Here is a 19653-nt window from a genome sequence, read left to right as displayed (position 1 = left end):
GCATTAACCAACAGCAACTAAAGTTAAAATGCGATCAATAACTTGGTTGGTAGTTATGCCTTCAGCTTCTGCTTGATAGGTAAGCATTAGGCGATGGCGTAAACAGTTATGAAATACAGCTTGAATATCTTCGGGGCTAACAAAGTCCCTGCCATTTAACCAGGCTCTAGCACGTGAGCATCTATCTAAAGCAATAGTTGCGCGAGGGCTGGCGCCAAAGGCTAACCATTTACCCAAGTTCTCGTCATATTTTTCACCATTGCGTGTTGCCATGATCAAATCAACAATGTATTGCTCAAGTACTGGCGCTAGGTAAATTTCTAATGTTTCTTTGCGAGCGGTAAATATGTCTGCTTGGCTGATATTAGTTAGTGGTGCTTTTTTCTCATTTAACGCTTCACCACGATTTAAGCGTAAAATTTCCAGCTCGGAAGCAGCATTTGGATAATCAACTTCTAAATGCATTAAAAAGCGATCGAGCTGAGCTTCAGGAAGCGGGTAAGTGCCTTCTTGCTCTAATGGATTTTGGGTAGCCATTACTAAAAATAAGTCAGGCAATTGATAAGTGGTTTTACCCACAGTTACTTGGCCTTCAGCCATTGCTTCTAACAATGCTGATTGAACCTTTGCCGGCGCACGGTTTATTTCATCTGCTAATACTAAATTTTGAAATAAAGGCCCATGTTGGAATACAAAGGTACCATCTTCTGGTCGATAAATATCAGTACCAGTTAAATCGGCTGGTAATAAGTCAGGAGTAAATTGAATACGATGAAAATTGGCATCAATACCATCCGCTAATGAGTTAATCGCACGTGTTTTTGCAAGACCAGGAGGGCCTTCAACAATTAGGTGTCCATCTGCTAATAGTGCAATAAGTAAGTTTTCGACTAAGGCGTGTTGGCCAACGATTTGTTCACTTAAATGTTCTTGTAATTTAGAAAATTGTTCAATTGCCATAATAATTATTATTTTCCGTAACCGCAGTTAAATAGTGTGATTAAACTTATATAGAATATATAAGGATCATGTTATGCGAAATCAATGCTTTTAAAAAGCCTCATTTGCAGATAGAATCAAATAAAATGATCAGGTCGGACCTGTTAGCTTGTTTGCTTTTAATTAAGTAATACCAGTTTCATTAAGTTTGTGATCTTGTTGTGCTAAGGAAAAATAAATCAGGGCAAGGCGCTCGATTGACCAATAGCTCGCTATTGGGATTGAGAGCAACACAGTCTTGGAGTATTTTAGCTATCACAAGTGGGCAATAATTTAATGAAGTTGGTATAAGCATTAGTCGACGATAATAAAGGAAACATGATGGGAACTCAGCAAACTGTAAAAACAGCTCAAGGTGAACGAATTGCAATAGTTGCAGGTTTAAGAACGCCGTTTGTAAAACAAGCAACAGATTTTCACGGTATACCGGCTTTAGATTTAGGATCTATGGTGGTTAACGAACTGATTGCAAAAAGTGATATTGATCCAGCAATTATTGAGCAATTAGTTTTTGGTCAAGTGGTACAAATGCCAAAAGCACCAAACATTGCTCGTGAAATTGTTTTGGCAACACAAATGAATGTTGCTACCGATGCTTATAGCGTATCTCGTGCTTGTGCTACCAGTTTCCAATCTACTGTGAATGTTGCTGAAAATATCATGCTAGGTAATATCGATGTTGGTATTGCCGGTGGTGCAGATTCAATGTCGGTGCCGCCAATTACGGTAACTAAAAAATTAGCTCGTACTTTATTAGATTTATCAAAAGCTAAAACCTTTGGTCAAAAAGCCAAGCTTATTACCAGCTTAAAATTAAAAGACTTAATGCCAGAGCCACCAGCAGTTGCAGAATATTCTACCGGTCTTTCTATGGGGCAAACTGCTGAACAAATGGCAAAAACTCACGGTATATCTCGTGAAGAGCAAGATGCATTAGCTCATCGTTCACATACGTTAGCTGCAAAAACTTGGGCTGAAGGTAAATTAAACGATGAAGTGATGACAGCTCATAATGAACCTTATAAAAGAATTGTTACCAAAGATAATTGTTTCAGAGACAACTCGGAACTAGCTGGGTACGCCAGACTTCGTCCTGTATTTGATCGTAAACACGGCTCAGTTACTGCTGCTAACTCTACTGCGTTAACAGATGGCGCATCCGCTGTTATTTTAATGCGAGAAGGCCGAGCTAAAGAACTTGGCTACAACGTGTTAGGTTACATTCGCTCATACGCATTTACTGCGATAGATGTTTGGGAGGATATGTTAATGGGGCCATCGTATGCTACACCGCTTGCTTTGCAACGAGCTGGTCTAACGCTTAATGATTTAGACTTGATAGAAATGCATGAAGCATTTGCCGCACAAACACTTGCTAACGTAAAAATGTTTGGCAGTACTAAATTTGCCAAAGATAAACTTGGCTTAGATAAAGCCATTGGCGATATCGATATGGACAAGTTTAATGTATTAGGTGGGTCACTTGCCTATGGTCACCCGTTCGCCGCAACAGGTACCAGACTCATTACCCAGACATTGAACGAATTAAAACGTCGAGGCGGTGGCCTTGGTTTAACAACAGCATGTGCAGCTGGTGGTTTAGGCGCTGCAATGATCTTGGAAGTGGAGTAAGCACATGACTGATTCTATAAAAGAAACAACTCAAACAGAAAATTCAATTTCTACATTTACGTTAATGCCACAAGACAATGGTATTGCACTGTTAAAAATTGATGTGCAAAACGAAACCATGAACGTGCTTAAAGCAGAATTTGCTGAGCAAATACAAGAAATTTTGCAACAAGTTAAGAGCGATAGCTCAATTACTGGTTTAGTTATTTATAGCGGTAAAAGTAATTCTTTCGTTGCCGGCGCAGACATCACAATGCTTGGTAAATGTGAAACCGCGCAGCAAGCAACTGAAATTGCCGCTGGCGGGCAAATGATCTTCAATCAACTTGAGCAATTAGCTATTCCGGTTGTTGCCGCCATAAATGGCCCATGTTTAGGTGGTGGTTTAGAGTTAGCTATGGCGTGTCATATGCGTGTTTGTAGTGACTCGAATAAAACTGTTTTAGGTTTACCAGAAGTACAACTTGGTTTACTACCTGGTAGTGGTGGTACGCAGCGTTTACCAAAACTGGTTGGTTTGCAAAAGTCTTTAGATATGATGCTGTCAGGTAAGCAATTACGCCCTAAGCAAGCATTAAAAGCGGGCCTTGTGTTAGATGTTGTGCCTAATTCTGTACTGCTAGATGTTGCCATTAAAATAGCGCAAAACGGTAAACGTAAAGCCAATAGAAAAATTAGCTTTGTTGAAAAAGCGTTAGAGTCTAACCCATGGGGCCGAAAGATAGTTTTTGATCAAGCCTCTAAAACAGTACTAGCAAAAACTAAAGGTAATTATCCAGCACCTTTAAAAATAATCGATTGTATCCGTACGGGTTATGAAAAAGGAACCACTAAAGGTTTAGCTATTGAAGCTTACAACTTTGGTGAGTTAACACAAACGCCAGAGTCGAAACAGCTACGTAACTTATTCTTTGCTACCACCGAAATGAAAAAAGAGCAGGGCGTTGCCGGTGTATCTCCCGCTAAAGTAAATAAAGTTGGCGTGTTGGGCGGTGGCTTAATGGGTGGTGGTATAGCTCATGTTTCAGCTAATAATGCTAAAACTCCTGTACGAATAAAGGATATCAACCATACCGGTATTTCGCATGCGTTAAAGTACAGCTTTGATATTTTGAATAAAAAAGTGAAGCGCAGATTCATGTCGAAAAGTGCCATGCAAAAACAACTAAACATGGTAACTGGGTCGGTAGATTACACTGGATTTAAAGATGCTGATATGATCATTGAGGCAGTATTTGAAGACTTAGCACTTAAGCAATCTATGGTGGCTGATATTGAAGCAAACTGTAAAGAGGGGATCATCTTTGCCAGTAACACTTCTTCATTACCCATTAATCAAATAGCGGCACAAGCAGCTAAACCTGAAAATGTTATTGGTCTGCATTATTTCTCACCAGTGGACAAAATGCCTCTTGTTGAAATTATCGCTCATGAGAAAACCTCAGACGAAACAATTTCTACTACGGTTGCTTTCGCTAAGCGCCAAGGAAAAACACCTATTGTTGTTAAAGATAAAGCCGGCTTTTATGTAAACCGAATTTTAGCACCATACGTAAATGAAGCGGCCAGTATTTTATTAGCAGGTGAACCAATTGAGAAAATTGATCGTGCGCTAGTTAAGTTTGGATTCCCTGTTGGTCCAATTAAGTTATTGGATGAAGTGGGTATTGATATTGGCGCTAAAATTAGTCCAATTTTAGTAGACGAACTAGGAGAGCGATTTAAAGCTCCTGATGCATTTAGTAAACTTATTAATGACAACCGTAAAGGCCGTAAAACTAAGAAAGGTTTTTATAATTATTCTGGTAAAAAAGCCAATGGTAAAGAAGTTGATGAAACTGTCTATTCATTATTAAATATACAACCTGCAAGTAAGTTAAGCGCTGAAGAGATTCATGAACGATGTGTATTACTTATGGTTAATGAAGCTGTACGTTGTTTAGATGAAGGTATTATTCGTAATGCAAGAGATGGTGATATCGGTACTATCTTCGGTATAGGCTTCCCTCCGTTTATCGGTGGGCCATTTAGGTACCTTGATAGCTTAGGTGCTGCAACCGTTGTTGAAAAATTATCTGCTTATCAAGATAAATACGGTGAACATTTTGAACCATGTGCTGCATTAGTTAAAATGGCAAAAAATAATCAGACTTGTTATTAATTAAGTTCATACAAAAGTAGCGGTAAGTTGTTGCCGCTTTAACGACGAAGGGGCAATTTATTGCCTCTTTTTTTTTTAAAATACTAAAGAAGATATGAATTTAAGAAAATATTGAATGGATATAAGAAGTTAACAAATATGCTTGAAAAATACGCTGAAACTACTTTAGTGTAAATAGTCTATTTGCTATAATACGCGCCCTTAAGTAGTCCTATAAGCCGTGTAGAGTTAAATATGTTGTTTGTTGTTGTGTCCTTACTATTCGCAGTGTTCTTTTATTGCCAAGCTCTACAGTCCGGAATGGGGCGTAAACGCTGGGCTACAGCTGGCTTTGTACTAGGTCCATTAGTATGGCCAATGTTCTGTATGGAAAAACGCATGAAAACCTTTAAAAGGTTTGGTACTAAGTTTGGTATCTTCAACGCATAATTATTTTACTACATAGCATTAACTATGCGTTGAAAACTGCTTAGCTCTTTATGACCACCAGTTCGAAGCGGTCATTTCATACACTTCAATTCTTGCTGGTGCTTGTGTTACTTTCTTTGTACCAAATATAGCTTTAAATACTTTTAACATAAATCACCTCAAGGCCTTATTTTTAAAAGGCTTATGACCACCAACTGCTTGCTGACATTTCACGAATTTCAATACTATCTGCAACTTGTTTCGCAGTAGTTTTAGATGTAAATATTGTTTTAATAATTGCAATCATTGTCTTTCTCCTAAGCTTTAATACGGATACGAGTGCTGCCAGCCGGTTGGATGCGAATACGAGTACTGCCCGCTGGTTGGATGCGAATGCGAGTGCTGCCCGTTGGTTCGATGCGAATGCGAGTGCTGCCTGTTGGTTCGATGCGAATGCGAGTACTACCAATTGGTTGAATACGAATTCGTGTGCTTCCGGCTTCAACTGTTTCTAAGTTGTTTACTTGTTCTAGTGCAGGAGCACCTGTAGAAAGTAATACTGATAAAATTAATGAACTAAGCATGGTATTTCCTATTTTTATTTTAAATAAATATACATATAGGAATACTTAAGCCAATAACGTGCCAACTTTAACATTTTGTTGAATAAAGTTTAAAAACTTGTTTTTGTTAGGATTTTATATTTGGTAGGTGACTAATACTTTTTTCGTATTATATTTTGTACAATTTTCTAATTGTACAAGTGTTTAAAACTCAGCAAATAAAATAAAACCTTGTTGAATAAGTCATATTTTGAAGTAGAGATATAACAATGAGCTTATATATTGTTATAAGGCGTAGATTTATTGGTAATGATATGTGAAAGCAAGTAACGACCAAAATCTTCTTCAGCCAATGGTTTGGAATATAAGTAACCTTGCATTTGTTCACAGTTTACTGTTTTAAGATATTTAAGTTGGCTTTCTGTTTCTACACCTTCAGCAACAACATCCATACCTAAGTTATGGGCGATAGTCACAATGGTGGCAACCATGTTTCTGCCTTCTTCTGAAGCTTCTATGTCATCAACAAAGGCTTTATCAATTTTTAATGTGTTAAGTGGAAATTGTTTTAAATAGGCTAGAGATGAGTAACCTGTACCAAAATCATCTAAAGATAAATTCACACCCATTTTTCTAATTTGATGCATCAACTCTATTGCTTCTTGGGGCGAGTTCATGACTGTTCCTTCAGTAATTTCTAGCTCTAAGTGTTTAGCTGGTAATTTAGTTTCTTCTAGAATTTCAGCAATTATTTGCACTAAATTCGGTTGTCTAAACTGTACTGCTGAAAGGTTTACCGCTATTCGCCCTCTAAACATGCCATTGTCTAACCAAGCTTTAGTTGCTAAACAGGCTTTACGTAAAACAATTTCGCCAATTTCTAAAATTTGGCCGGTTTCTTCTGAAATAGGAATAAAAATATCTGGACGAATAATACCTTTATTGCCAGCTTCAAAACGAACTAATGCCTCCATGCCTTTAACTGCGCCAGTTGCCACATCAATTTTGGGTTGGTAGAACACTGAGAATAAATCTTCTTTTAAACCATGGCGTATTAAATTTTCAATTTGTAAGCGCTTCACTGCTTGTTTATTCATTGAATCATTAAAGAACTGGTATGTATCTCCACCTTTATCTTTTGCGTGATACATGGCGGTATCTGCGTTCTTTAACAGCTCATGCGAATTAGCTCCATCATCAGGGAATAACACTATACCGATGCTACAAGACAAAGAAATTTCTTGTTGGCGGATATAATACGGCTCAACAATGGTGTTTAAAACTTCGTCAGCAATAGAGGTGATTTTGTGAATATCATTGGTACCTTCAAGTATTAACGCGAATTCATCACCACCTAAGCGGTAACAGGTATCCTTAATATTGCCTATGGTTGCTATGCGTTCTGTTACCTTACATAACAATACATCACCTACTTGATGGCCTAGAGAGTCGTTGATCTTTTTAAAGTTATCTAAATCGAATACAAGCAGGGCATGCTCAAGATCTTGGCTTACTAATTGAGAGTGGTTTGCTTGGAAAAACGATCTGTTTGGTAATCCCGTTAATGTATCTGAGTTTGCTAGCTTGCGTAATTCAGCTTCAGTCTCTTTACGTTTAGTAATGTCTGAAAAAACGCCAACAAAATGCGATATATTGTCATTTTCGTCGTGAATAATATCGATTGTGATATCAACTAAATATGAATCACCAGTTGAGCGTTTGCTTTCAATTTCACCTTGCCAGGTGCCATGTGAAAGTAGATTCTTTTTCAAGTTTTGTAAAAAACTATCAGGGTAAGAGTTAAAGGCTAACATTTGACCTAATGCTTCAGCTCTACTCTGGCCAGTAATTGTTTGGTAAGAAATATTGCAATCTACCAACTTAAATTGGTTATCGTACACCACTACTGCATCAGATATGTTTTCAATACACTTGGCAAAAAGTTTTAAGCTTTCTTCATTGGCCTTTATTTGACTAATATCTTTTAAAGTACCAGTCATACGTAATGGCGCATCATTTTCATCGCGCTCAACAATTTTGCCTCTATCAAGTACCCATAACCAACTGTTGGTTTTATCTTTAACTCGGTATGCTGCTTCGTAATGCTCAGATTTACCCTCTTTATGCTCAAGTAATAATTGTTTTACTCTAGGGTAATCTTGAGGATGTATATTACGGCGCTCTTCACCATCAGCACTTATTTCAGAGCCTTCAATAGGGAAATCTAATATCCCCCAAATGTTTGAACGAAACATTTGATTGGTTTTTAAATTCCAATCCCACATTTCATCGCCAGAGCCCCATAAAGCTAATTTCAATCGTTCTTCAGATTCCTTAATTTTTATATTACTGAGCTCTTTATTTTGAGCTTGACGGATAAAGTAATAAATAATGAAAAGGCTGCATAATACATACACTGCCCACGCAATATTTGTTTTCCACCAAGGAGGAAGTATATGAATAGTAAAATTTTTAGAGGAAATGTATTTGTTTTTCGTTAAATCGAAAGCTTCCAAGGCAAAGGAGTAAGAGCCTGAATTTAAGTTTGTATAAGTTGCTCGTTTATTTTTATGATTAGTTTCAATCCAGTTATCATCTAATCCTATTAATTTGTACCTATATAGTACTTGCTCTGGAATATTTGGATTTGGAGAAATGAACTCTAATGTAAATGGAGATTGAGCATAATCTAATGTAATTTCACGTAAATGGGATAATTGAGCATTTAATTTATATATTGTTGATTGCTTATCCTTATTAACAATTTTTACTTCTTTATTGGCGATACGTAGCTTAGATAGGATAGGCTTGAATATTATTTGAGAGTCTATCTCAATCTCATCAGGATAGAAGCTGTTAAATCCATTAATTCCACCAAATAAAAGCTTTCCATTACTTGTTTTTAATGATGACGCATCCCAAAATTCATTAGATTGTAAACCATAAGTTGAATCGTAATTCGATATGGATAATGTTCTAGGGCTAATTTTACTAATTCCTTTATTGGTGCTTATCCATGCATCGCCTGAATCATCTAACAGTAAATTTGCAATGAAATTATTAGCTAACCCTGAATTTTCATTAAAAAGTTGGTAAGTTTTGTGTTGCTTGTCAAAAAGTAAAATACCTTGATCCCAGAATCCAAACCAAATGTAATTAGTATCTTCCTTTAAATAAGTAATGTTATTTTCTATAAGCAATTTGTTTAAGGGGAGAGCTATCTTTTTAAAATTTTCTAAAATTATATTAAACTTATATATATTACCTGAACTGCCATTTAACCAAATTTCATCATTTTTATTTATTGAAATAGTATAAATAGTTTCTTTTTCGTCACTAATTCTATAGGTAGTTAATTTTTTATTTATCAGTGAATATCTATTAATCACGGAGTTGTTAGAGCCAAACCAAATTTCATCATTGATAGCTAAGAAATCTATTTTATCATTTCGTGAACTAGCTAAATGCTCAAGTGAGTCATATTTGATTAGAGTATTTAGGGTAGTATCAAAATACAGAATATTACTTTCTTTTGTTATCAGCCATAAGTTATTATTTGTATCTGGAAAAATAGTCTTTATGGAGTCTTTAATGTTTACTGGAGATTTTATTACTTGGTTAGTGAGCTTGTCGATATAGTAAAGCCCATTAAATTGAGTGTAAATCCAGATATTTCCATTCGGTAATTCGGCAAAACCTAACACATTTTTTTTATTCTTACTGTCATTAGATAAATAATGTGGGAATAAAGAATAAATGGAATTAAATTTGTTTATTCCATTAGAGCTAGTACCAACCCAAACTGTATCTGATGCATCTGTAAACATAGAGTATATAAAATTCATTTCTAAGGGAGATGAATCTACTTTAGCTATTCTTTTTCTTGTAAAACTATCTTCAATTAAATTATATGAATATAATCCATGTTCCGTACCTATTAATACTTCAAAATTATTTACTTTATTGAGGCTTCTAGTTTTATTGGCTAGCGGATTAGAACCGTACTGTTCTGCAAGGATATGCTTTTTTAATTGGTAAGTTTCATCAACAATAAAAATCCCATTATCAGTAGCTACCCAATAATTTCCTTCTATTTTTTGTATTTCAAAAACACCGCCAGAATCAATATTTAAATGCCATTTATTTTTACCATTAATAGGAGAAATAAAATCAAGCTCTTTATTTGAAATGTATAGACCATTTTCAAAAGTGCCTATCCAATATCTATCATTTACATCTTGAAAAATTGATTTTATTTCTTTTATATCATTGGAAAATTCTCTAAAGTTAATTTTTGAAAATCTTAGAGCATTATCTTTAAGTGTGTATAAGCCATCTGCAGTAGATACAAATAAATTATTATCCTTATCTTCGAAAATGCTCCAAATCGCTTTATCTTTGAAATTTGTGTAGGAGTTATCAAATTCATCTAGGGCGGGATTATATTTACTTAAGCCTGCTTGAGTCCCAACCCATAAAGTATTTGAGCTATCAACAAAAACTACACGGACTAAATTGTTTAAAAGTGAATTGGGATTATTTAATTCATTTCTATAATACGAAAACTCATAACCATCATACCGATTTAAGCCATCCCCAGTTGCGAGCCAAATAAAGCCTTCTTTATCCTGTGCTATAGAATAAACACTACTCTGAGAAAGACCTTGCTCGATTGATAGCTGTTGAAACTTGATTGGTGTTTGTGAAGATGAATGTGCAGATACAGAGAAAATGGCAAGCAGAGTTACCATGATCATTTGGAATAAGTTTATAACTTTGTAGCTTATCTTGTTATTATTTTTAAACTGCACACAAGGCCTTTTGCGTATTGCTTTGTCTTTAAACTGAGACTTATTATTTTGATAACAAATAATACCAAGTTGGTATATCTGCATTCAATATCTTAAATCAATTGCAAGGTGATTTAAAGGTGAATATTTTGTAAAAAATTAGTCATAAATATTATACTTTTATTGGTAACAAAAACGTTGAGTATGTAATTGGGGATTTTACTATGACTTATGCGGGCTAGTTTGATGAAATTCATCTAAATCTTTAATAACCCTATGATTATTTAATAAATAAGCAAGCTCATCAGAATGCTTTACTGATGCTAAACTGATCTTATCGACTTGCTTGTTGTTAGCAAGTTTGTTTTTAATAAAGCTAGCTATATCTGGCAGTGTTAAATTTTCTATTTCATCAATCAGTTTTTCTTTTTGATCAAAGCCGTAATCTCTATTACAAATACTTACCCAGTAACGTTGGCTTTTTATTCTTGGACTGGTGTCTTTCTCCTGCAGTTGACCTATTAATCCCTGCTGTAAATGCTGCCACTCATCAGTTGATATGTTTACATCAAAATCATTGATGAATTCATCCATCGCTGAAAATAGGGCATCACTAGTAGTGTCCGGAGACTGGATGTAAAAGGCGATACCTGGGTACCGGTTCATCGGTACATAGCCGACACCAACTAAATAACCAAACTGTTTCTCGGTGCGCATTTGATGAAAAAAATGTGGCGACAATAAGTGGCTGGTGACCATAGTTAAAGCCACACTTTGCACATCATTATTGTGCATCGGGTAATAAATTACGCTGGCATAATCATGTTCTGGAATATGGAGCGGTAATAAGCTTGTGCCTTTACCTTGGTAATCAACAACTTTGCAAGTGACTCCTTCATTTTCGTCCAAATGTTCAGTGAGTTTCGAACTGATTAATTTAGCCATGTTAGTAGCTTGCGGCTCTAACCAATTACCGTAAATGAATACCTCTATACAGAGTTTGTTGAAATATGCTTCACAAAAGTCGGTAAAGTCTTCGTAACTAACTTGCTCTAAAGCTTCTGCTAAGTCTTTGCCGCTAGGGCTGTACGGTTTCATTAGAGCACTTAGTTTGGAAAATAATTGTGAAATTGATTTACTCTTTTCAGCATTACGCCAATTCACTACTAATTGCTTTTTAAATAAGTTAAATCGATCCACCGCTAATGAATGATCTTTGATGCTATCAAGAAGGTTTTCTAGCAATAACGGTTGTTTTTCATTAATGCCTGACAACTGTAATGTCATTCCACCTTGGTGAGGATATAAATGATAATGAATACCAGCAAGTTCAGCGTGGTAATTTTGCTCAAGTACCGAATCACTAAATAACTCAACAAATAAGCGGGTCATGGCAATATGAGCTTTACTTTCGATAGCAACTGTTGAGTCGATACCAATAAATATCTGTCCTTTAGGGACAAAAAAAGAGCTGTCTTGCTTAAACCAAACTTTTAACCCTGGTTTTTCTTTAATTAATGCTGGCACCGATATTTCACTTTTGGCTGGCACTAATTTTGGGTTATCCACTATATAAGGGTTTGGCTCAGGTAAACTTAACTCTTTAAAGTTAAGCTTACTCTGCCAAAGGGTGATTAAACTGGCATCAATAGTGGACGTTTTATAAGGTACTTTATACCAATAACTTATTTTATCTGTAGTGACGTGTTGGTTAACACGAATAATACGCATATTTTCTGGGCGTAAATAATCTAAGAATTCAGCCACTAAATCATCTTTAAGCTCTGCCATCACATAATCACCGTAGATGTAATCATGCGCTGGATAATGCTGCATATTAATGACTAGCTGATTCACTGAGTCTATCGGTTTTAATTTTTCTTGGTATTGAAATGAGAACTCCGAAATGGATTTCTTCTCATTGAAATAGGTGTCGTTAATACCTGCTTTTGTCATCAACTGAATATATGCAAACACTAAGGAAACAATCTCATCTTGATGTTGTTCGCCTTCTTCAGTTAATCGCAAGCTTATATTAAAATCTTTGAAGTTCGTACCGTTAACGCCGCCACCTGATGTTAATGCCATTGCCCATTGTTTGTTTTTTAAATAAGCTAAAATACTGCCACTACCTTCATGGCCTAACAAGTAACTTAAATAACTCACTGGTTTGTATAAATAGGAACTGTCAATTCCCGGCATGGCAAAGCTTAAAATAAGTTTGCGATCATTTTTCTCGGGTTTAATATCAACTGTTATGCCAAGGTGTTCTTTTTTATACAGTGGCTCGCTAACTGTAATTTTTGCATGTTGTTCAGATTTGATCGCGGAGAACTTTTCAATCACCAAACGTTCTAGCTCGGCAATAGGCTGTGGGCCTTCGATGGCGAGTGTCATCCGCTCGGCACAATAATGTTCATTGTAAAAACGAGTTACTTCATCTTTTAAACAACTGTCTGCTTTGTCCGACAGCGTGTCTAAACTACCAACGGAAAATTTGCTGAATGGATGCTCTGGGTTGATGGTCTCTTTGTGAACATCATAGATACGGCGCATATCGTCTTTAAGTTTTAATTTAAACTCGGCGTCAATGTTTTGCCTTTCTTTTTCAATAAACTCTTGTGATAACAATGGGGCAGTGAAAAATTGACTAAAGCGGTCTAATGCATCACTAAAGTGTTGTTGGTTAATATCAAAATAAAAGCAAGTATGTTCAGTACCTGTCCAGGCATTGTTAGACCCATTGTGTTGCGATAAATACTGTTGATATTCACCACTCTCTGGATATTTCTCCGTACCTAAAAATAACATATGCTCTAAAAAGTGCGCTAGGCCTTGTCTATTCTTAGGATCGTCAAAATGGCCTGCATTTACAGCAAGTGCAGCAGCGCTACGATTAGACTCGCTGTTTTCAATCAATAAAACGCGCAATCCATTTGCTAATGTAAGTGGCTTATACTGTTTAGGATCGTTTGGACTTTGCTTCAATAAAGGCTCCATTGCCAAGTTTAAAAACAATTACTTAAATACTTAAAACTATTAAATAATATACCTGATAACAATTTATTTCTGAACTATTGTTTATCTATGGCAAGTAATTCTTTATTATTGTCGAAAATTAAGCCAATACTATGCAGATGCACTCTCAAAATGACATTTTATGGTATAGGCAATAACCCAGTCATTGACTGAAATTGGTAATATACCAAGTTCACTAATTAACTGGTCATTTTTAATGGCTAAAATGAATAACTACAGCGTTATAAAATTTATAAGTAAGAATAACTACTCACTAAATTTCATGCCTTGCATTTATCCATTTTATCTGATGAAAAAATAGAACACTTTATTAATGAAATTGGTATTTCAATGAACATATTTATAATGCGCCACGGCGACGCCGATACTAAAGTGCACATTGACGAGCAACGTCCTTTGACCGAGCAAGGCATATTAGAAGTCAAAGTGATGGCGAAATGGTTAGCCAATGAAGGCGTAGAATTTGATGCGATATTCGTTAGCCCATATCTTAGAGCTCAGCAATCAGCGAAAACATTAAAAACAGAGTTAAATGCTAGCGCGGTGCTGCAAACATTAGACTTAATTACACCTGCAGGCTCTGCAAGCGAAGTACATGACTATATAGATGGCACCATCGCTATTGAGCGTTATAACAATATATTGATTGTCTCGCATATGCCGCTAGTAAGTTATTTACTTGCTGAAATGTCTTTTGAGAAAAGTGCCCCCATTTTTTCCACCGCAGCTATTGCGCAAATTAATTACAATACTCAATCAATGGCTGGTCATATCGTCAATCACGTATGCCCAGATGATTTTTGCTAGTATAACTTCACTGTTTACAGAAAAGATCATCTTTTAAATCAATTAGAACCAACAAGGCGCCGTCACCTCCATATTCAAGCGGTGCTTGATGAAATGCCATAACATCAGGGTGTTGTACCAACCAATGAGGTACTTTAGTTTTTAAAACTCGATTACCAATGCCATGTATAATGCATGCACAATTTACATGCTGCTTTATACATGCCGCTAACAATGCTGCAATTTCTTGTTTTGATTCTTGCTGCTTTAATCCGTGTAAATCTAGGATGAGTTCTGGTGAATATTCACCGCGACGCAAAAGCTTTGCTTCAAAGGCATCAACCCCTTCTTTTACGTATTTCATTGGTCCTTTACTTTCTAAATTAGGCTCAAATTCATCTGAAAAGAAAAACTGTTGTTTTTCAAACTCTTTTTTTTGCTTTTGTTGTATACTTTTCTTCTTGCTGACAAGAGTTTGCGGGTGTATTGTGTCCTGCTTAATAGGCTTTACTTTGCCTATCGCCTGTTTAAATATTTTTTTTTCGCTCTCATTGAGGGCATCTTTAAATTTCATTGCCCCAGTGTAAGTTATTTAAAGTTTAAATAACACTGTATAGACCGTATAACCGCTTTAGGAGCCAACTTTGCTTGAGTTAAATATTGATGAAGTCACTACTGACTTGCATACCATTGCCGATTTTTTACGTTGGGGTGTTAGCCGATTCAATGAGGCCGATCTGTATTATGGTCATGGCAGCGATAATGCCTGGGATGAAGTGGTTAATTTAGCCCTGTTTGCTTTGCATTTACCTGGCAACATGGATAACGCTATTATGCAAAGCCGCCTCACTAAAACTGAAAAAGTTGAAGTCATTAATTTAATTTTGCGTCGTATTGATGAACGTATTCCTGCCGCTTATTTAACTAACGTTGCGTATTTTGCCGGGTTACCTTTTTACGTTGATGAACGAGTATTGGTGCCACGTTCACCTATTGGTGAATTAATTGAAAATAAATTCATCGATCAAATTAGCAGCGAACCAACTCGTATATTAGATTTGTGTACGGGCAGTGGCTGTATTGCCATCGCTTGTGCCTACGCATTTCCAGAGGCAGAAGTAGATGCCTTAGATTTATCTGAAGACGCTTTAGATGTGGCCAGCTTAAACATCCATAACCATGAATTAAATGCACAAGTTATTCCTATTAAATCTGACGTTTTCTCTGGTGTTCCAGGTGGAAAATATGATTTGATAGTAACCAATCCACCGTACGTAGATGCAGATGACATTGGTGATATGCCTGATGAATTTCATCATGAGCCAGAAATGGGCTTAGGCTGCGGAGATGACGGTTTAGATATAGTGCGGACTATACTGGCACAGTCGAGTGAACATTTATCAGAGAATGGTGTGTTAATATGTGAAGTAGGCAATTCAATGCTTCATGTATGCGCAGAATATCCTGAAGTAGACTTTACTTGGATTGATTTTGAACACGGCGGTTTAGGTGTGTTTAAACTTACTCAACAACAATTATTGCAATACAAAGAATTATTTGAACAGAAGGCGAAGAAATAAATTATGGCTGGTAATACAATAGGAAAACTATTTACCGTAACAACATTTGGTGAAAGCCACGGCTTGGCACTAGGTGCCATTGTTGATGGTTGCCCTCCGGGCATTGAGCTTTGCGAAGCCGATTTACAAATTGATTTGGATCGCCGAAAACCTGGCACATCTCGTTATACCACAGCGCGTAAAGAAGCTGATGTCGTTAAAATTCTTTCTGGTGTATTTGAAGGGAAAACAACTGGTACGCCAATTGGTTTAATGATTGAAAATACTGACCAACGTTCAAAGGATTATGGTGAAATATCACAAATGTTCCGTCCTGGTCACGCCGACTATACTTACTTACAAAAGCATGGCATTCGAGATCATCGCGGCGGTGGGCGTTCTTCTGCTAGAGAAACAGCAATGCGCGTTGCCGCTGGATCTATTGCCAAAAAATACCTTAAGCAAAAAATGGGTATGGAAATCAAAGGCTGTGTCAGCCAAATCGGTGATATTTATGCTGACACTTATGACTGGAATGAAGTAGAAAATAATCCATTCTTCTTCCCTGATGTTAATAAGCTAGACGCATTAGATGAGCTTATCCGTGGCATATTAAGAGAGAAAGATTCTATTGGTGCAGCCGTAAAAGTAGTTGCTACTAATGTGCCTGTTGGCCTAGGTGAGCCTGTATTTGATCGTTTAGACGCAGAGCTTGCTCATTCTTTAATGAGTATTAACGCGGTTAAAGGCATTGAAATTGGCGATGGCTTTGCTTGTGTTAATCAAAAGGGCTCTGAGCATCGTGATGAAATGACACCGAACGGATTTTTGTCGAACTCTGCCGGAGGAGTACTTGGTGGTATTTCTTCAGGCCAAGACATTATTGCCAACATTGCCTTGAAACCAACGTCAAGTATTGGCGTAAGCGGTAAAACCATCAATGTTAAAGGTGAACCTGCAGATATTATTACCCGTGGTCGTCATGATCCATGTGTGGGCATTCGCGCAGTACCTATTGCTGAAGCTATGATGGCAATTACTATCATGGATCACTATTTACGTCATATCGCTCAAAACGGTGATGTGAATTGTTCAACCCCTATAATCGAGTAGAGCTGCCTCAATTTCGATTTATCAAGTAGGGTCAGAGTCAAGTTTTGTTGTTGAAACTTGACTCTGACCCTACTTCATTTTGTTCCAATGCAATGATTCAGTAGCTTTTTGCTTTTGATGTTCTATAACTAATAGTTATATTAACAATAAACCAATTAGTGATAGAAAAATCCCCATATGACCTCTCGTAGAAAGTACCTTGTAAGTTCAATTTTAGTTATCGCTATTTTATTAATCTTGTTACCTGAAGCGGCTCGGTATTATGTAATTAATAAAATAAGCCAACAAGGCTTTGATAATGTCACCATTGAAGATGTTGATTTAAATTTGTTTTCAGGTAGCTTACAAATTGAAAATGTTCGAGTAGGTATCAACAACGAAGAAAAATTAGTAATTGGTTTAATGCGAGCTGACTATCGCTGGCAAGGTCTTTTTAGCGGAGGCATAGCCACGGAACTGTTTGAAATTCAAGACACGAAATTGGCGGTCATTGAAAGTGACAATGGCGATTTTGAAGTGGTAATCCCAATTGTTGCAAATGAGCAAGACAAAACCGGGAAGCCGATCCCTGTCGATGAAGAGCAAGCTTTGGCATTACCTAATTTAGATGTAGATTTAGTGCACTTAACTAATATTGAAGTCGATATCCAGCTCAAGCAATTTACGGGTCGATATCTTATTAACCAATTTACGTTAACAAGGGTATCAACGTGGCATGATTATCCTGCTGAACTTACCCTTGACTCACGGCTTAATAATACCGAAATTAGTGCCCAACTCACCGCGCAACCACTTGCCACAACACCATCAGTGCAAGGCGATATTACTATTAAAAATATCCAGTATGATGACTTTAAGACGCTTGCCAATATTTATTCACCTTTGCCGCTTAATTCATTGCAAGGCATGGCGAATGCAGATCTCTATGTTGATGGAATTCGCGACAAAAATAATAATTTAATCTTAAACTTTAATGGTGATTTATTGAGCCAAAATTTGCATCTTGATAGCAAGCAATTAGCGATTAACTTGCAGGAACTAGCGGCCAATGTATCGATAAAGGTGCAGGCAATGCAAAACGAGACGCTAGTTTCAGGTACAGTAAATAGCGAATTACAGAAATTTTCAATTATTGATGAGGCAAGTGATAACTTACTTATCGGGTTTAACAGTCTAGACTCTAACGACATGACTATTACGGAGGATTTATCTGTAAGTATCAATAAACTCGACTTTTCGGGATTATCTTGGTTCACTAATGATATTAAGCAAACAAACAAAGCTAACAGCCATACCAAAGTCGACGCTATCAACCAACTTGATAAATTGATTTTTGAAAATATTCAGCTTAACAGTTCATTTTCCAACCTAAATTTAGAAAAACTTGAGCTTGCCGGGTTACAAACTTCACTACAGTTAAATGAGCAAAATGAACCAAGCTGGTTAAAGGTCATTGAGAAAGTTCAACAGCGCTTCCACTCTTCGAATATAAGTACAAGCGAAACCTCTGATACTGGGGCCATATCAGAGGTTGAAGAAGTAAGCGTATCGATTGAAGACAATTCAAAAACAGAATTTTTGTACGATATAAACATGATTAGTTTAGCTGCCCCTGCCAATATAAACCTTGTTAAAATATTAAAAAGCCAACCGCATAAAATTCAATTGGATATTGAAAAATTACTGCTTACTAACCTGACAAATTCTGAAATACAAAAGCAAAGCAGTTTTGAGTTAAACACTAAGTTAAATAAGCATGCCAATATTTCAGTACAAGGTGAGGCTTATTTGACTAAGCAGCCACTAGATTTATCACTATCGGGGCAAATAGAAGATATGTCTTTTGTGACAATATCGCCATTTATTGAACCTTTCGCGGGTTATCAATTTACCCGTGGCCAATTTGACCACAAATTTAAATTGCAGTTACAGCAAAATGAAATAGAAATGAGCAATGACGTGGTTATCCGCAAGTTACAAATTAAAAGTATCGATGAGAGTAAAGTTGTCTCAACATTACCAATTCCTATGGCTATCAGTGTACTAGAAGATAGCAAAGGCATCATAGACATCGAAATTCCAGTCAAAGGGGATTTAAATGATGCCAATGTAAATGTGAACTCAATAATCCAAAAGTCGATCACTCAAGCTGTAAAGAAAGGTTCAATAGGTTTTTTAAAATATGCTTTGCAACCCTATGGGGCAGCTTTTATGGCCGCAGAATATCTAGTCGATGCGTCTAATCGAATAGCCTTCGAAGATATGATTTTTAATGTCAATAGTTCGCACTTAGAACTTAAACAATTAGATTATGCTAGTAAATTGGTAGAGGTTTTAAAAAGACGTGATGAAATTGATTTGCACCTTTGCGGCGAAAGTAATCAAACAGATAAAGCCCAATTATCAAATGAATATCAAGGGGAGCAATTAGAGGCACAATTGGCCGCTCTCGCTAAACAAAGGGCTATCTCTTTGAAAAGCTATTTGTCTGAGAAGGGCATCACCAATAAACGCTTATTTTTGTGTAAAGCAAAGTATCAAGAAAAGGGTACCTCTGGTGTGTCTATTTCTATGGAATAGTAGTGATCTCAAACGAATTGAAT

The 19653-nt window shown here is 36.5% G+C and carries 12 protein-coding genes; 7 read left to right on the top strand and 5 right to left on the bottom strand.

Annotated features, from left to right (window positions below; all coding sequences use genetic code 11):
- Positions 1-3: 3 nt before the first annotated feature.
- Positions 4-960: an AAA family ATPase gene (locus tag RGQ13_RS14220; protein WP_348390408.1), complete on the bottom strand. Its 957-nt coding sequence runs from the start codon at positions 958-960 to the stop codon at positions 4-6.
- Positions 961-1320: 360 nt separating this feature from the next.
- Here RGQ13_RS14220 and fadI point away from each other — a divergent pair, with 360 nt between their 5' ends.
- From fadI to RGQ13_RS14205, 3 genes are all read left to right on the top strand, one after another.
- A complete protein-coding gene (gene fadI, locus RGQ13_RS14215; RefSeq protein WP_348390407.1) occupies positions 1321-2631 on the top strand; it encodes an acetyl-CoA C-acyltransferase FadI in 1311 nt (436 codons plus the stop codon).
- 4 nt (positions 2632-2635) lie between these two features.
- Entirely contained in the window at positions 2636-4792 is a 2157-nt protein-coding gene (gene fadJ / locus RGQ13_RS14210; RefSeq protein ID WP_348390406.1) for a fatty acid oxidation complex subunit alpha FadJ, read from the top strand.
- Between the two features lie 234 nt (positions 4793-5026).
- Positions 5027-5221, top strand: coding sequence for a hypothetical protein (locus RGQ13_RS14205; RefSeq protein WP_348390405.1), 195 nt, complete (start codon positions 5027-5029; stop codon positions 5219-5221).
- A 296-nt stretch (positions 5222-5517) separates the two neighbouring features.
- Here RGQ13_RS14205 and RGQ13_RS14200 read toward each other — a convergent pair whose 3' ends face one another.
- The 3 genes from RGQ13_RS14200 to RGQ13_RS14190 all read right to left on the bottom strand — a co-directional run bounded on the left by RGQ13_RS14200 (position 5518) and on the right by RGQ13_RS14190 (position 13541).
- Positions 5518-5784: a hypothetical protein gene (locus RGQ13_RS14200; RefSeq protein ID WP_348390404.1), complete on the bottom strand. Its 267-nt coding sequence runs from the start codon at positions 5782-5784 to the stop codon at positions 5518-5520.
- A gap of 254 nt (positions 5785-6038) precedes the next feature.
- Positions 6039-10658, bottom strand: coding sequence for an EAL domain-containing protein (locus RGQ13_RS14195; protein WP_348390403.1), 4620 nt, complete (start codon positions 10656-10658; stop codon positions 6039-6041).
- Between the two features lie 117 nt (positions 10659-10775).
- Entirely contained in the window at positions 10776-13541 is a 2766-nt protein-coding gene (locus RGQ13_RS14190; protein WP_348390402.1) for an insulinase family protein, read from the bottom strand.
- A gap of 381 nt (positions 13542-13922) precedes the next feature.
- Between RGQ13_RS14190 and sixA the strand changes: the two genes are divergently transcribed.
- Positions 13923-14399: a phosphohistidine phosphatase SixA gene (gene sixA / locus RGQ13_RS14185; protein ID WP_348390401.1), complete on the top strand. Its 477-nt coding sequence runs from the start codon at positions 13923-13925 to the stop codon at positions 14397-14399.
- Positions 14400-14406: 7 nt separating this feature from the next.
- Here the strand turns inward: sixA and smrB are convergent, their stop codons facing one another.
- Positions 14407-14952 carry an endonuclease SmrB gene (gene smrB, locus RGQ13_RS14180; RefSeq protein WP_348390400.1) on the bottom strand — a complete coding sequence of 182 codons (546 nt, stop codon included), beginning with the start codon at positions 14950-14952 and terminating at the stop codon, positions 14407-14409.
- 70 nt (positions 14953-15022) lie between these two features.
- On the opposite strand from smrB, the gene prmB reads away from it, so the two are divergent.
- The 3 genes from prmB to RGQ13_RS14165 all read left to right on the top strand — a co-directional run bounded on the left by prmB (position 15023) and on the right by RGQ13_RS14165 (position 19630).
- The gene (gene prmB, locus RGQ13_RS14175; protein ID WP_348390399.1) at positions 15023-15958 is read left to right on the top strand and encodes a 50S ribosomal protein L3 N(5)-glutamine methyltransferase; all 936 of its coding nucleotides are present in this window, start codon (positions 15023-15025) and stop codon (positions 15956-15958) included.
- A gap of 3 nt (positions 15959-15961) precedes the next feature.
- Positions 15962-17050, top strand: a complete 1089-nt coding sequence (aroC, locus tag RGQ13_RS14170) for a chorismate synthase (RefSeq protein ID WP_348390398.1) — start codon at positions 15962-15964, stop codon at positions 17048-17050.
- A gap of 177 nt (positions 17051-17227) precedes the next feature.
- Positions 17228-19630, top strand: coding sequence for a DUF748 domain-containing protein (locus RGQ13_RS14165; RefSeq protein ID WP_348390397.1), 2403 nt, complete (start codon positions 17228-17230; stop codon positions 19628-19630).
- Positions 19631-19653: the final 23 nt, after the last annotated feature.

Origin of the sequence: Thalassotalea psychrophila, from assembly GCF_031583595.1 — a bacterium.
In the GTDB taxonomy this organism is placed as follows: domain Bacteria; phylum Pseudomonadota; class Gammaproteobacteria; order Enterobacterales; family Alteromonadaceae; genus Thalassotalea_A; species Thalassotalea_A psychrophila.
This window is presented reverse-complemented; position numbering and strand designations above follow the sequence as displayed.